Source organism: Catenulispora sp. GAS73 (assembly GCF_041262085.1).
Lineage (GTDB): Bacteria > Actinomycetota > Actinomycetes > Streptomycetales > Catenulisporaceae > Catenulispora.
Map to the genome: position 1 here is coordinate 59,621 of NZ_JBGCCM010000003.1, position 12,908 is coordinate 72,528.

General features: G+C 70.4%; 10 protein-coding genes. 6 read left to right on the plus strand and 4 right to left on the minus strand.

Annotated elements, in window-relative coordinates:
* Positions 1-115 precede the first annotated feature (115 nt).
* Together ABH935_RS05280 and ABH935_RS05285 are read left to right on the plus strand one after the other, a co-directional pair.
* Positions 116-4,765 carry a HAMP domain-containing protein gene (locus ABH935_RS05280; RefSeq protein WP_370376935.1) on the plus strand — a complete coding sequence of 1,550 codons (4,650 nt, stop codon included), beginning with the start codon at positions 116-118 and terminating at the stop codon, positions 4,763-4,765.
* Between the two features lie 521 nt (positions 4,766-5,286).
* Positions 5,287-7,773: a SpoIIE family protein phosphatase gene (locus ABH935_RS05285; RefSeq protein WP_370376936.1), complete on the plus strand. Its 2,487-nt coding sequence runs from the start codon at positions 5,287-5,289 to the stop codon at positions 7,771-7,773.
* 4 nt (positions 7,774-7,777) lie between these two features.
* Here ABH935_RS05285 and ABH935_RS05290 read toward each other — a convergent pair whose 3' ends face one another.
* Positions 7,778-8,086 carry an STAS domain-containing protein gene (locus ABH935_RS05290; protein WP_370376620.1) on the minus strand — a complete coding sequence of 103 codons (309 nt, stop codon included), beginning with the start codon at positions 8,084-8,086 and terminating at the stop codon, positions 7,778-7,780.
* Positions 8,087-8,258: 172 nt separating this feature from the next.
* Here ABH935_RS05290 and ABH935_RS05295 point away from each other — a divergent pair, with 172 nt between their 5' ends.
* The 3 genes from ABH935_RS05295 to ABH935_RS05305 all read left to right on the plus strand — a co-directional run bounded on the left by ABH935_RS05295 (position 8,259) and on the right by ABH935_RS05305 (position 10,646).
* On the plus strand, positions 8,259-8,708 hold the full coding sequence (locus ABH935_RS05295) for an ATP-binding protein (protein WP_370376621.1): 450 nt from the start codon (positions 8,259-8,261) through the stop codon (positions 8,706-8,708).
* A 4-nt stretch (positions 8,709-8,712) separates the two neighbouring features.
* Positions 8,713-9,504, plus strand: coding sequence for a SigB/SigF/SigG family RNA polymerase sigma factor (locus tag ABH935_RS05300; protein ID WP_370376622.1), 792 nt, complete (start codon positions 8,713-8,715; stop codon positions 9,502-9,504).
* A 167-nt stretch (positions 9,505-9,671) separates the two neighbouring features.
* A complete protein-coding gene (locus ABH935_RS05305) occupies positions 9,672-10,646 on the plus strand; it encodes an anti-sigma factor RsbA family regulatory protein (protein WP_370376623.1) in 975 nt (324 codons plus the stop codon).
* Here the strand turns inward: ABH935_RS05305 and ABH935_RS05310 are convergent.
* From ABH935_RS05310 to ABH935_RS05320, 3 genes are all read right to left on the minus strand, one after another.
* A complete protein-coding gene (locus ABH935_RS05310) occupies positions 10,633-10,935 on the minus strand; it encodes a hypothetical protein (protein WP_370376624.1) in 303 nt (100 codons plus the stop codon). The genes ABH935_RS05305 and ABH935_RS05310 overlap by 14 nt on opposite strands.
* Positions 10,936-11,135: 200 nt before the next feature.
* Positions 11,136-11,561 (minus strand): ATP-binding protein, encoded by a 426-nt coding sequence (locus tag ABH935_RS05315; protein ID WP_370376625.1) that lies wholly within the window; start codon positions 11,559-11,561, stop codon positions 11,136-11,138.
* 101 nt (positions 11,562-11,662) lie between these two features.
* Complete coding sequence (locus tag ABH935_RS05320) at positions 11,663-12,025, minus strand: hypothetical protein (RefSeq protein ID WP_370376626.1); 363 nt, start codon at positions 12,023-12,025, stop codon at positions 11,663-11,665.
* 156 nt (positions 12,026-12,181) lie between these two features.
* Between ABH935_RS05320 and ABH935_RS05325 the strand changes: the two genes are divergently transcribed.
* Positions 12,182-12,865, plus strand: a complete 684-nt coding sequence (locus ABH935_RS05325) for a hypothetical protein (protein ID WP_370376627.1) — start codon at positions 12,182-12,184, stop codon at positions 12,863-12,865.
* Positions 12,866-12,908: the final 43 nt, after the last annotated feature.

Genomic DNA, 12,908 nt, shown 5'->3' on the forward strand with positions numbered 1-12,908 from the left:
AAGATGACTCACGTCGGCACAGTCAGCGCAAGAGTCGCCAGGTGCGATCGGGTAGAGAACAGGATGACTGATGGACGACAGGGCTGAGCGTGCGGCCTCCAACGGGCGGACGGTGATGGCGGGCGGGCCCGAGGACTCCGAGGCGGCGGGCCTGAGCCAGCTGCTGGCCGGGCTCACCGCGGTCCGCGACGGCGACTTCGGCACCCGGCTGCCCGAGCACGGCGACGGGCTGCTGGTCGAGATCGCGACCGTGTTCAACGGCATGGTCGACCAGCTGTCGCTGTTCACCTCCGAGGTGACCCGGGTGGCCCGCGAGGTCGGCACCGACGGCCGGCTCGGCGGCCAGGCCGAGGTACCGGGGGTGTCCGGGACCTGGAAGGACCTGACCGACTCGGTCAACGCCATGGCTGGCAACCTGACGACCCAGGTCCGCGACATCGCCCAGGTGGCGACCGCGGTGGCCAAGGGTGACCTGTCGCAGAAGATCGACGTGGACGCCCGGGGCGAGATCCTGGAGCTGAAGAACACCTTGAACACGATGGTGGACCAGTTGTCCTCCTTCGCCGACGAGGTGACGCGGGTGGCGCGCGAGGTCGGCACCGAGGGCCGCCTGGGCGGCCAGGCCGACGTCAAGGGTGTATCAGGGACTTGGAAAGACCTCACCGAGTCGGTGAACTTCATGGCGAACAACCTCACCGATCAGGTGCGGTCGATCGCCGAGGTGACCACGGCCGTGGCCAAGGGCGACCTGTCCCAGAAGATCACGGTCGACGCCCGGGGCGAGATCCTCCAGCTCAAGAGCACGATCAACACCATGGTCGACCAGCTCTCCGCGTTCGCCGACGAGGTGACGCGCGTGGCCCGCGAGGTCGGCACCGAGGGCATGCTCGGCGGCCAGGCCCAGGTCCCCGGCGTGGCCGGCACCTGGCGCGACCTGACCGACTCGGTCAACTTCATGGCCGGCAACCTCACCGCGCAGGTGCGCTCGATCGCGCAGGTGGCGACGGCGGTGGCCAAGGGCGACCTGACGCGCACCATCGACGTGGACGCCCGGGGCGAGATCCTGGAGCTGAAGAACACCTTGAACACGATGGTGGACCAGCTGTCCTCCTTCGCCGACGAGGTGACGCGCGTGGCGCGCGAGGTCGGTACTGACGGTCGCCTCGGCGGCCAGGCCGACGTCAAGGGCGTGTCAGGGACCTGGAAGGACCTCACCGAGTCGGTCAACGTCATGGCCGACAACCTCACCGCGCAGGTGCGCTCCATCGCCGAGGTGACCACCGCGGTGGCCAAGGGCGACCTGTCGCAGAAGATCCGCGTCGACGCCCGCGGCGAGATCCTGGAGCTGAAGGAGACCATCAACACGATGGTCGACCAGCTCTCCGCGTTCGCCGACGAGGTGACGCGGGTGGCGCGCGAGGTCGGCACCGAGGGGAACCTCGGCGGCCAGGCGACGGTGCGCGGCGTGTCCGGGACCTGGAAGGACCTGACCGACAACGTCAACGTCATGGCCTCCAACCTGACCGGCCAGGTGCGCTCCATCGCGCAGGTGGCGTCCGCGGTGGCCAAGGGCGACCTGTCGCAGAAGATCACGATCGAGGCCCGGGGCGAGGTCGCGGCGCTGGCCGGCGTGATCAACACCATGGTCGACACGCTGTCGGCGTTCGCCGACGAGGTCACGCGCGTGGCCCGCGAGGTCGGCACCGAGGGCACGCTCGGCGGCCAGGCCCGGGTGCCGAACGTCGCCGGGACCTGGAAGGACCTGACTGACAACGTCAACTTCATGGCGAACAACCTGACCAACCAGGTCCGCAACATCGCGCAGGTGACCACGGCCGTGGCCCAGGGCGACCTGACCCGCAAGATCGACGTGGACGCGCGCGGGGAGATCCTGGAGCTGAAGACCACCATCAACACCATGGTCGACCAGCTGTCCTCGTTCGCCGCCGAGGTCACGCGCGTGGCGCGCGAGGTCGGCAGCGAGGGCCGGCTCGGCGGGCAGGCCGAGGTCGAGGGCGTGTCCGGGACCTGGAAGCGGCTCACCGAGAACGTCAACGAGCTGGCCGGGAACCTGACCCGGCAGGTCCGCGCCATCGCCGGCGTCACCAGCGCGGTCGCCGAGGGCGACCTGACGCGCTCCATCACCGTGGACGCCTCCGGCGAGGTCGCCGAGCTCAAGGACAACATCAACTCGATGGTGGAGTCGCTGCGCGAGACCACCCGGGCCAACCGCGACCAGGACTGGCTGAAGTCGAACCTGGCCCGGATCAGCGCCCTGATGCAGGGCCGCCGGGACCTGGCGGTGGTCGCCGAGCTGGTGATGGACGAGCTCACCCCGCTGGTCGGGGCCCAGTACGGCGCGTTCTTCCTGGCCGAGGAGGCCGCCGACGGCAGCGGCACAGAGCTGCGCCTGATCAGCTCTTACGGCGATCCCGGCGACGACCGGCCGACCCGCTTCCGGCTGGGCCAGTCGCTGGTCGGCCAGGCGGCGCGCAGCAAGCGCGTCATCGCCATCGACGACCTGCCCGGCGACTACGTCGCGCTGGGGTCGGCGCTGGGCCGCACCGCCGCGGCGAGTCTGGTGGTGCTGCCGATAGCGGTCGAGGACCAGGTGCTCGGCGTCATCGAGCTGGCCTCGATGCACCGGTTCACGCCGGTGCACCGGCAGTTCCTGGAACAGCTGATGGAGACGGTCGGCGTCAACGTCAACACCATCGTCGCCAACGCCCGCACCGACGAACTGCTCGGCGAGTCCCAGCGGCTGGCCGCGGAGCTCCAGGCGCGCTCCGGCGAGCTCCAGGTGCGGCAGGAGCAGTTGCAGACCTCGAACGCGGAGCTGGAGGAGAAGGCGGCCCTGCTGGCTTCGCAGAACCGCGACATCGAGACCAAGAACCTGGAGATCGAACAGGCCCGGCAGGAGCTGGAGACGCGGGCCCAGCAGCTCTCGCTGGCGTCGAAGTACAAGTCCGAGTTCCTGGCCAACATGAGCCACGAGCTGCGCACGCCGCTGAACAGCCTGCTGATCCTGGCGCAGCTGCTGGCGCAGAACTCGAACCGCAACCTGACGCCGAAGCAGGTCGAGTACGCGGGCGTCATCCACTCCGCCGGGTCGGACCTGCTGCAGCTGATCGACGACATCCTGGACCTGTCGAAGGTCGAGGCGGGGAAGATGAACGTCGATCCCGAGCGGGTGTTCCTGCAGCGGCTGCTGGACTACGTCGAGGCCACGTTCCATCCGTTGACCACGCAGAAGGGCCTGGAGTTCCGGGTCCGGACCGCGAACGGGATTCCGGGGGAGATGCTGACCGACGACTCCCGGCTGCGGCAGGTGCTGCGGAACCTGCTGTCCAACGCGGTGAAGTTCACCGAGACCGGTGGCGTCGAGCTGAGCATCGAGCAGGCCACTGTCGAGGAGCTGCCGGGGAACGTGCGGGATCATGGGCCGGCGTTGGCGTTCCGGGTGAAGGACACCGGGATCGGGATTCCCGAGCAGCAGCTGGAGACCATCTTCGGGGCCTTCCAGCAGGCCGACGGCACGACCAGCCGGAAGTACGGCGGGACGGGGCTGGGGCTGTCGATCAGCCGGGAGATCGCGCAGCTGCTCGGCGGGGCCATTACTGCGCACAGCGAGCTCGGGGAAGGCAGCACCTTTACTCTCTACCTGCCGGTCGCGCATCCGGATTGGGCGGAGATGGCGTCCTCCTCCGACGGCGGTGCGCACGGCGACTTCGGGTTTGCATCCAGTGGTGCCGCCGATTCTGTCTCCAGTACCGACAACGGTGCCGCCGCCGACAACGTAGACAGCTTCGCTAACACTGGCCACGCGGGCTACACCGCAGTTTCGGCCTCCGGGGCGCGGCGGTCGGGGGCCGGGGCTGCTGCAGAGCGCGCTGTCGCCGAGGCCTCGCCACGGCGGCTGCTGGTCGTCGAGGACCAGGCGCGCGGCCTGCTCTCGCTGGTCGCCGAGAGCGCGGCCGAGGACCTGCTGGCCGGCCGGGAACGGCTGGGCCCGCACGCGCAGGTGCAGATCAGGACCGCGGTCGGGGCGCAGGAGGCGGCGGCCATGCTCGCGGCCGAACCGCACCACTGCGTGGTCCTGGAACTGGACATGGCCCAGGACGGCGCGGCGCTGTTCCTCCAGGCGCGCACCGCCGACCCCGCACTCCGCTCGATCCCGGTCCTCGCACACCACAACAGAACCCTGCGAGGCGAACAGGACCGCCTCCTGCGCGCCCACGCCGAGCTCTACCCGCTGGAGCTGCTGCCGAGCCTGGACGAGCTGCGCGAACGCATCGTGCTCCACCTGGGCGCCGAGCACCCCGACGACGTCGTCCCCCTGGGCCTCCCGGGCCGCGAGCGCCTCGCCGAACTCCCCGACAGCGGCGGCCGCCTGGCAGGCCGCAGCGTCCTGGTCATCGACGACGACGCCCGCAACCTGTTCGCCCTGACCGGCATGCTGGAGATGCACGGCATGCGCGTCGTCGACGCCGAGGACGGCGTCAAGGGCATCCAGGCCCTGCAGAACGACCCGAGCATCGAGCTGATCCTGATGGACGTGATGATGCCGGAAATGGACGGCTACGAAGCGACGGCCCGCATCCGCACCATGCCCGAGTTCGCGGACCTGCCGATCATTGCCGTCACCGCCAAAGCCATGCACGGCGACCGCGAAAAGAGCCTCGCCGCTGGCGCCAACGACTACGTCACCAAACCAGTGGACGCCGCAGTACTCATCGAGAGCATCCAGCGGGTCCTGGGCCTGTGAGCGACGCAGCGGAGCAGACCCCGCCGACCGACTCGCCCGAGGCCGACGCGACCGCGGCCGCGGCCGGTGCGGAGATGGGTGGGCTCGCCGCCGCGCCCGATGCCGCCGGGCCGAGCTCGCACATTGCCGCGCCCGATGGTGCGCACACTGGTGGGCTCGCTGGTGCGCAGGCCGCCGAGCCCGCCGCCGCGCTCCCCGAGGCGCAAGCCGCCGCCGCACCTGGCCCGCAAACTGACACGCTTGCCGCCGCGCAGCTCGCCGCCGCGCCGAGCTCGCACATTGCCGCGCCAGATGGTGTGCACACTGGTGGGCTCGCTGGTGCGCAAGCCGCCGAGCTCCCCGATACGCAGGCCGCCGCCGCACCTGGCCCGCAATCCGACACGCTTGCCGACCCGCAGACCGCCTCCGGGCCGAGCTCGCAATCTGTCGCGCGGGGCCCGCAAGCTCCTGTGTCCGCTGGTGCGCAGGCTGCCGGGCCGACCGATGCGCAAGCTGATGTGCTCGCCGGCGCGCGGGCCGAAATGCTTGCCGCCGCGCATCTCCCAGCCGCGCCTGCCACCGCGACCCCTGCCACCCCCGCCACCGCGACCATCGCCACCCTCACCGTCGTGCAGCCCCCGCCCGCACCCGCCGCCGGCATCGGCCGCCTCGCCGCGACCGTCGGGCGCCTCCAGTCCCTGCTCCACGACGCCGAGTCCAGTGCCGATGTCCGGGTCCTGATCGCTCTCGCGCGCGGCATCCTCATGGAGCGCCTGCACATCGCGCCCGCCGCTGCCGCGCGCCAGCTGGAGGAGCTCGCCGAGCGCAGTGGCGTGCCCGTGGTCGAGCTCGCGGCTGACATCGTCAACGAGATCGCCGGCGATCCGCTCGGTGAGGTGGCGCGCGCCGCGGTTCCGGATCCGCGGCGGGACACGTCCGGGGCGCAGGCGCTGAATGTGCGGCTGCGGGCGGCCGAGGCCGGTGTTCTCACCGCTTCTGACGTGCACGCCGCGGCGGGCTCCCTGCATCGGCAGGCGCTGGAGCCGCTGGGTGCCGTCGCGGTGGCGGTGTGGGCTCTGGCTGCCGACGGCTCGCTGCTCCTCGCCGGGCACTCCGGCTTCCCCGCCGCCGAGGCGCGCAGCTGGTACCAGACGCCGCCCGGCGTCGAGACCGTGGCGCGTCGGGCCATCCGCACCCGCTCCACGCACTGGAGCAGGGGCTCGGACCGCGCCCCGAGCATCGGCGAGCGTACGCTCGGCCCCGACGCCGCCCGCGTCGCGATCCCGGCGCAGCTCGGCGGCCGGCTGCTCGGCGTGCTCGAAATCTGCTGGCCCGGCCCGATCGGCGAGCTGCCGCAGCCGGTGCACCGCCAGCTCCAGGCGCTGGCCGAGCTCTGCGCGCACACGCTCGACATCATGCCCGCGGATCAGTCCGGCCAGGGCGGCCAAAGCGGCCAGCACAGCCAAAACAGCCAGCACGGCCACAACGCCCCAGGCGCCCCCGGTCTGGCCGCCGCCCTCGACCCCGGTCTCAGCGACCTGCTCGACGGCCTGCTCGAACCGGCCCTCGTCCTGCAACCGCAGTACGACGCCTCCGGCGTCCTCACCGACTTCCTCATCGCCCACGCCAACCGCCGCTTCGTCGATCCCGTCGGCCGCCCCTCCGCCGCGATCCTCGGCACCCCCTTCCTCCAGGCGTACCCCCTGTCCGCCGAGGACGGCGGCCTCTACCAACGCATCGAGCACGTCCACGCCACCGGCGAGCCGTTCCACCACGACCGCGTCGTCCTCCGAGCCCTGATCGCCGGCGTCCCGGTCTCCACCTCGCTCACCGTCGGCATCAGCCGCCTCGGCCACCGCGTGGTCCTCACGTGGCACCCGGAGGACGAAGAAGCCCGCCTGGCGCGCCTCCTCCAGCACGCCCAGCGCCTGGGCCGCATGGGCGGCTTCGAGGAGAACCTCCTCACCGGCGAGGTCACCTGGAGCAGCGAGCTGTTCGAGCTGTTCGCCCTGCCGGGCCCCGCGCTGCCCGTCCCGATCCGCGAACTCGCCGCCCACGCGCACGCCGACGACGTCGCCGCGATCTCCCGCTTCGTCCGCACCGTCCTGCACCACCGCACCCACGCCTCGGCCGCCTTCCGCCTCCAGCGCGGCGACGGCGTCCAGCGCTACATCCGCATCGTCGCCGAGCCCGTGCTCGAAGGCGGCACCATGACCGCCGTCCGCGGCGCCTGCCAGGACGTCTCCGCGCAGCACTGGACGGAGATCGCCCTGGCCGCCACCCGAGACCGGCTGGAGCACAGCGAACGCGAGGTCGAGGAGGGCAACCGCCTGACCCTGCGCCTCCAGCGCGCGATCATGCCGGTCGCCCCGACCCTGATCGACGCCATGGGCCTGCAGATAGCGACCAGGTACCGGCCGGCGGAGAAGGGCCACCTGGTCGGCGGCGACTGGTACGACGCCGTCGTCCTGCCCAACGGCCGCATCCTGCTGGTCGTCGGCGACGTCGCCGGCCACGGCATCGACGCCGCCACCGAGATGGTGGCCCTGCGCAACGCCCTGCGCGGCCTCGCGGCGACCGGCGCGACCCCGTCGCAGATGCTCAACTGGCTCGGCACCGTCGCCCACCACATGTCCGGCAACGTCGTCACCGCCACCGTGATCTGCGGCATCTACGACCCCGAAGACCGCGTGTTCCGCTGGTCACGGGCCGGGCACCCGCCGCCGCTGCTGGTCCGCGACGGCAGCACCGTCGTCCCGCCGGTGCCCGACGGGATACTGCTGGGAGCGCTGGGAGAAGCCCGCTACGAGGAGCAGACGCTGCAACTCCAGCAAGGCGACAGGCTGCTGATGTACACGGACGGCCTGATCGAACGCCGGGACCGAGACATCGAGGAATCGCTGGCAGACCTGCTCAAGCTGGTCCAGCCGGACATCGACTCGCTGGAGGGGCAGCTGGAGCACCTGCTCCTGCACAGCAACGCCGACACCGACGACGACACGTGTCTGATCGGGGTCGAGGTGCGATGAGCGTCTACGCGGTCACCGTGAACAGCTCCGTGACCCCGGCCAGCTCCAGCACCCGCAGCACCGGCTGCGACGGCGCCGCCAGCGTGATGACGCGGCTGTTCGTCGAGGCGCGCTGCATGGCGTGCACGAGGACCCGCAGCCCCATGGAGTCCAGAAAAGTGACCTGGGAGCAGTCGATGACGAGATCGGACGAGCCGTCCCAAGCCTCCTCGACGTCGGCCTGGAACCGGCCGTGCGCGGCCAGGTCAACGTCACCGACGACCGTGAGCAGCACGTGGTCCGCGAACTGCTTCGCGGTACAAGAGAACTCCATGGCGGCTCCTAGTACTCGACCCCGTACCTGATCCCCTCCGGCGTCGAGCCGACGGTAGCGGACACCAGCTTTCGGTATCGCCGCGGGCTCTGTCAACTGATACATGAACTACTTCTCGTGATTCACACTTCGTGGGTAAGCTGGCCCCGAAGAGACAGGGCGGAGAGCACAGATGGATCCTGAATCACAATCCGAACGGACGTCGTCGACGGTCTCGGAAGCCGAGGCCGAGCCGGAAACGGTTCTGGTCCGGGTTCCCGCGGACCCCGACTACCTGGCCGTCATCCGATCGGCCAGCGCACACGTCGCCACCAAGTTCGGTTGCACGCTGTCCGAGGTCGCCGACCTGCGCCTGGCCGTCGACGAGGCCTCCGGCCTGCTGCTCCGGCACACCGTCGGCGACCGGCGGGACCCCGGCGCCGGGGACCTGGAGTGCCTGTTCGTCCTGGAGCCCGCAGTGCTCCGCGTCGTCCTCAGCCGCCAGGCCCAGGACGTCGCCCGGCCCGCGGACGACGACTTCGGCTGGACGATCCTCAGCGCCCTCGTGGACGACATCATCTGGCGGGTGGACGGTCCGACGGTGCACGTGGAGATCGTGAAACGCCGCACGGCCGGGAGCTGAGGCGATGGACACCCCCGCCACGCCGGACGACTACGCGCGTGAACGCGCCGCGGCCCGGGCCGCCCTGGTCCGGCTCCGAAAGATGCCGTCCGACGATCCCGAGTACGAATCGCTGCGCGAGCACGTCATCGGCGAATACATGTCTTACGCACGCTACATAGCGGGCAAGTTCCGCCAGCGCGGCGAGGCGCAGTCGGACCTGGAGCAGGTCGCGTACCTCGGCCTGGTCAAGGCCGTCGACAACTTCGATCCCGACTACGGCGCGGCGTTCCTCACCTACGCCACCCCGATGATCGCCGGCGAGGTCAGGCGCCACTTCCGGGACACCACCTGGGACGTGCACGTGCCCCGCAGGGTGCAGGAGAACGCCCTGGCGGTCCGCGCCGCGGAACGCGAGCTGACCCAGGAACTCGGTCACCCGCCGAGCGCCGCCGAGATCGCGCAGCGGCTGGAGCTGTCGGCCGACGAGGTCGCGGAGGCCTACGAGGCCGGCGCCGCGCACCACGCCGCCTCGCTCGACGTGCCGACCGCCATGTCCGACGGCGACGGTGCGAGCCTGGGCGACCTGCTCGGCGACGACGACCCCGGCTTCGAGCTGGTCGTCAACCGGGAAGCGCTCAAGCCGCTGCTCGCCGAGCTGAGCCCGCGCGACAAGCGGATCCTGCTGATGCGCTTCTTCCGCAACATGTCCCAGGTGCAGATCGCCGAGGAGCTCGGGGTCTCGCAGATGCAGGTCTCCCGGCTGCTTTCGCGGATCCTCGGAGACCTTCGGCAGGGTGTCGAGGCCGAGCGCTGAGCGCTACTCGCCCACCTGTTCGTTTAACGCGCGCCGAAGCGGTAATCCGTGGACAGTGTCGCTCGACGACGCGGTCCGGTGTCGGAGCCCGGACCGCGAAAGGACGCCGGCCGACCCCGAGTCTCCAAGAGCATGTCGTCGGCCAGTCGTCTGTGTGAGGTGAATGCATGAGCAGGCTTCCCTTTGCTGCTCAGGACCCCGTCGCCGCGGAGTCGTTCCGCCATGAGGCGTTCCTGTACTCCGGTGACGAGCACTTCGTTGCGGGCACGTCCGCTTTCGTGCGGGGCGCGTTGGAAGCCGACGAGGCCGTGCTGGTCGCGGTCATCGAACCCCGCGCCACGCTGCTGCGGGACGCGCTGGGCCGCGACGCGGAGAGTGTCGGCTTTCTCGACATGGAGACCGTCGGCCGCAATCCCGCGCGGATCATCCCGGCCTGGCAGGACTGGGTCGACCGGCACGCCTGCGACGCGCGCGGCTTCCGGGGGATCGGCGAGCCGATCTGGGCCGGCCGCACGCCGAGCGAGGTGGCCGAGTGCCACCAGCACGAGGTGCTGCTCAACACGGCCTTCGACGACGGCCCGGGCTGGTGGCTGCTGTGTCCGTACGACGCCGACGCACTGTCCGGGCCGGTGATCGAACGCGCGCACGCCGCGCATCCCCACGTCTTCGTCGACGACATCCGCACGCCCAGCGCCAGCTATCCGCACCCCGGCTCCGGCGCCCGCCCGGCGTTCGACGAGCCGCTGGAAGAACCGCCGGGGCCGGTGTGGGAGATCTTCTTCGACCTGGCAAGCCTCGGCGAACTCCGCGACCGCGTCGCGGAGTTCGCCGAGCCGGCGGTCGACAAGCGCGGGACCGACAACGCGGTCCTGGTCGTCAGCGAGCTCGCGGCGAACAGCATCAAGTACGGCGGGGGAGCGGGGATCCTGCGGTTATGGCGCGACGGCCTGAGCCTGGTGTGCGAGGTGCGCGACAACGGCGTGATCACCGATCCGCTGGCCGGGCGGCGCCGGCCCTCCGTGCTCGTCGGCGGGAAGGCCGGGCTGTGGATCGCCAACCAGGTGTGCGACCTGTTGCAGATCCGGTCGGCACCGGGAAGGGGAACCACAGTCCGGGCCCGTCTGGGAATTACAGGTCATTGATGAGCCGGCGGAGGAGTCCCCCCAGAAGCAGGTAGCACAGCGCGGCCAGACCGTAATTCAACACCACGTTCAAATCGGGGCTGTCGGGCGTGAACAGATTCAGGAACCAGGTCGCGAACCAGGCCGCCCAGTCGCCGTCCGTCCTCACGATGTCGTTTCCGCCGTTGGCGTTGAGCAGGACGAAGACGATGTGGCCGATGATGATGATCGCGATGATGACGGTCGCCAGGAAGACCAGGTCGCCGGGCGCGCGCCGGTGGTAGAACCGTGTGCGGGTCTCAGTGGTCACCAGAGAGATCCTTTCTCGGCGATGAACCGGACGCCGCGGGTGTGCGGCATCTTCGTAGGAACACGGTCCCCGTATTCGGTGGCCGGCTTGCGGCCTCACCCCTGATACCCGATCCACGGATATGAAACTGTGGATCTTATGTGATGAAGAACCATAAGAATGGCACGCTGGTAATGCCCGGGGACGGTCGCCGAGAAGGCCTATCCCTTTTGTCGCCCCACCTCGAAGGACACTGTCTTGCCCGCCCGGTCGGCAGCGACCTGGAGCCGGTCCACGGTGAGCTCCACCATCTCCAGCCCGCGCCCGCCGAGGTCGGCCGGCGAGGCGTGCCGGGCGCTCGGGAGCTGCGAGGACTGGTCGGCGATCTCACAGCGCGCGCTGGTCGGGCAGATCCGCGCCGCGACCGTGACCGGGCCGGCGCCGTGCAGCACCGCGTTGGTTGCGATCTCGCTGTAGGCGAGCACGAGGCGGTCGGTGTCGTCGCAGTCGCCCCAGACCTCGGTCGCCGCTATCGCCAGCCAGTGCCGCGAGCAGGAGACGTCCGCCGGGGTGCCGGGGAAGGACCACGACAGGGAGCTGGCTCGGGGCTCGCAGGTGTTTCGGGGCTCTGAGCGCGATTGCTGCATGGTCTTTCCTTCCAACTCGCAGGTTCGGACGCGGTGGCCCGTGGGACGCGGTGGTCCGTGACGCGGTGGTCCGTCGGACACGGTCGACGCGTGTGCCGTCGTCAGTGCAACGGAATGTCCCGGATCTCGCGGGCCAAACGAGGCCGGCTCTCCTCCCAGGTCTCCCCGACCGCCCGGGCCGCCGCCGCGAGCCGGTCCCGGTCCTCCAGGATCTCCAGCGTGCGAATGCGTTCGGCCTGCTCCCACACCACCCGTTCGTGCTCGATGAAGTCCCGCAGCTTGCCGTCCCGCTCGCCGCACCCCGGCGCGTGCCGTGCGACAGCCTGCCGCTCCGCCTCGGTGAGACCCGCCATCCAAGCCCCGCCGACGATCTCCTCGGCGGCCCAGACCACGTCGTGCTCGGACACCTGCGCGACCAGCCGCGAGTACGCGGCCCGGTTCCTCCTGGCCTTCCACGGTCCCATGTCTGCTCCCTGATCCTCGCTGCGTAGGTCACCCGGTGCCCGTCTTCTTGATCGTCTAACAGGCGGGTTCGGCTCGATGTCCGCCGGTCCCGTTGTTTGCCGGTCCCGGATCTGGACACAGACGGTCCCTACGACAAGCCAGAGAGGACTTCCGAGATGCAGGACACTCTTGAGTACGTGATAGGCAGCCGCGTCCGGTGTGCCGGTGACGAGTGCGGCGAGGTGGAGTTCGTGGTCGTCGATCCGATCGCCGACAAGCTGACCCACCTGGTCGTGCGCCCCGACGACGCCGAAAGCGAGTCGCGCCTGGTGCCGGTGCACCTCGCCGTCCCCGGCCCGGACGGGGTCGAGCTGAACTGCACCCGCGCCCGCTTCGACGAGTTCGAACCCGCGGTCCAGACCTTCTTCCGGCCCGGCGCCGAACCGACCGGACTCACCGAACCCACCGGAATCACCGGGTCGGGGCGCGGCGAACGGGTCCTGGAGTGGCCGTTCTACGGCCTTGCGCCGTCTCCCGCGCTGGTCGGCTTCGCGCCGGGCGTCGATCCGCAGCCCGCGACCACGACCGTGGAACGTATCCCGGCCGGTGAGGTGAGCGTCCGTCGTGGGGAGCGCGTGCACGCCGTCGACGGCGAGATCGGGCGGGTCCGAGGCTTGATCGTGGTCCCGCCGAACAGTGAGGTGAGCCACGTCCTGCTGGACGAGGGCCACCTGTGGGGCCGCAAGCGCGTGGCGATCCCCATCCGCGACGTGATCGGGATCGACGCGGACGGCGTGGCCGTGCGACTGGCCAAGGACGAGATCAAGGACCTGCCGCCGGTGGACGTCGAGGGCCTGTAGAAAGGCGGAAGGCCTGTAGAAGAGCAGAGGGCCTGTAGAAAAG

Excerpts from the sequence above, each read along its gene's own strand:
- ABH935_RS05290 (WP_370376620.1), bottom strand. The coding sequence starts at position 8,086 with ATGGAGTTCTCTTGTACCGCGAAGCAGTTCGCGGACCACGTGCTGCTC.
- ABH935_RS05285 (WP_370376936.1), top strand. The coding sequence starts at position 5,287 with ATGCTTGCCGCCGCGCATCTCCCAGCCGCGCCTGCCACCGCGACCCCT.
- ABH935_RS05280 (WP_370376935.1), top strand. The coding sequence starts at position 116 with ATGGCGGGCGGGCCCGAGGACTCCGAGGCGGCGGGCCTGAGCCAGCTG.
- ABH935_RS05295 (WP_370376621.1), top strand. The coding sequence starts at position 8,259 with ATGGATCCTGAATCACAATCCGAACGGACGTCGTCGACGGTCTCGGAA.
- ABH935_RS05300 (WP_370376622.1), top strand. The coding sequence starts at position 8,713 with ATGGACACCCCCGCCACGCCGGACGACTACGCGCGTGAACGCGCCGCG.
- ABH935_RS05305 (WP_370376623.1), top strand. The coding sequence starts at position 9,672 with ATGAGCAGGCTTCCCTTTGCTGCTCAGGACCCCGTCGCCGCGGAGTCG.
- ABH935_RS05325 (WP_370376627.1), top strand. The coding sequence starts at position 12,182 with ATGCAGGACACTCTTGAGTACGTGATAGGCAGCCGCGTCCGGTGTGCC.
- ABH935_RS05315 (WP_370376625.1), bottom strand. The coding sequence starts at position 11,561 with ATGCAGCAATCGCGCTCAGAGCCCCGAAACACCTGCGAGCCCCGAGCC.
- ABH935_RS05320 (WP_370376626.1), bottom strand. The coding sequence starts at position 12,025 with ATGGGACCGTGGAAGGCCAGGAGGAACCGGGCCGCGTACTCGCGGCTG.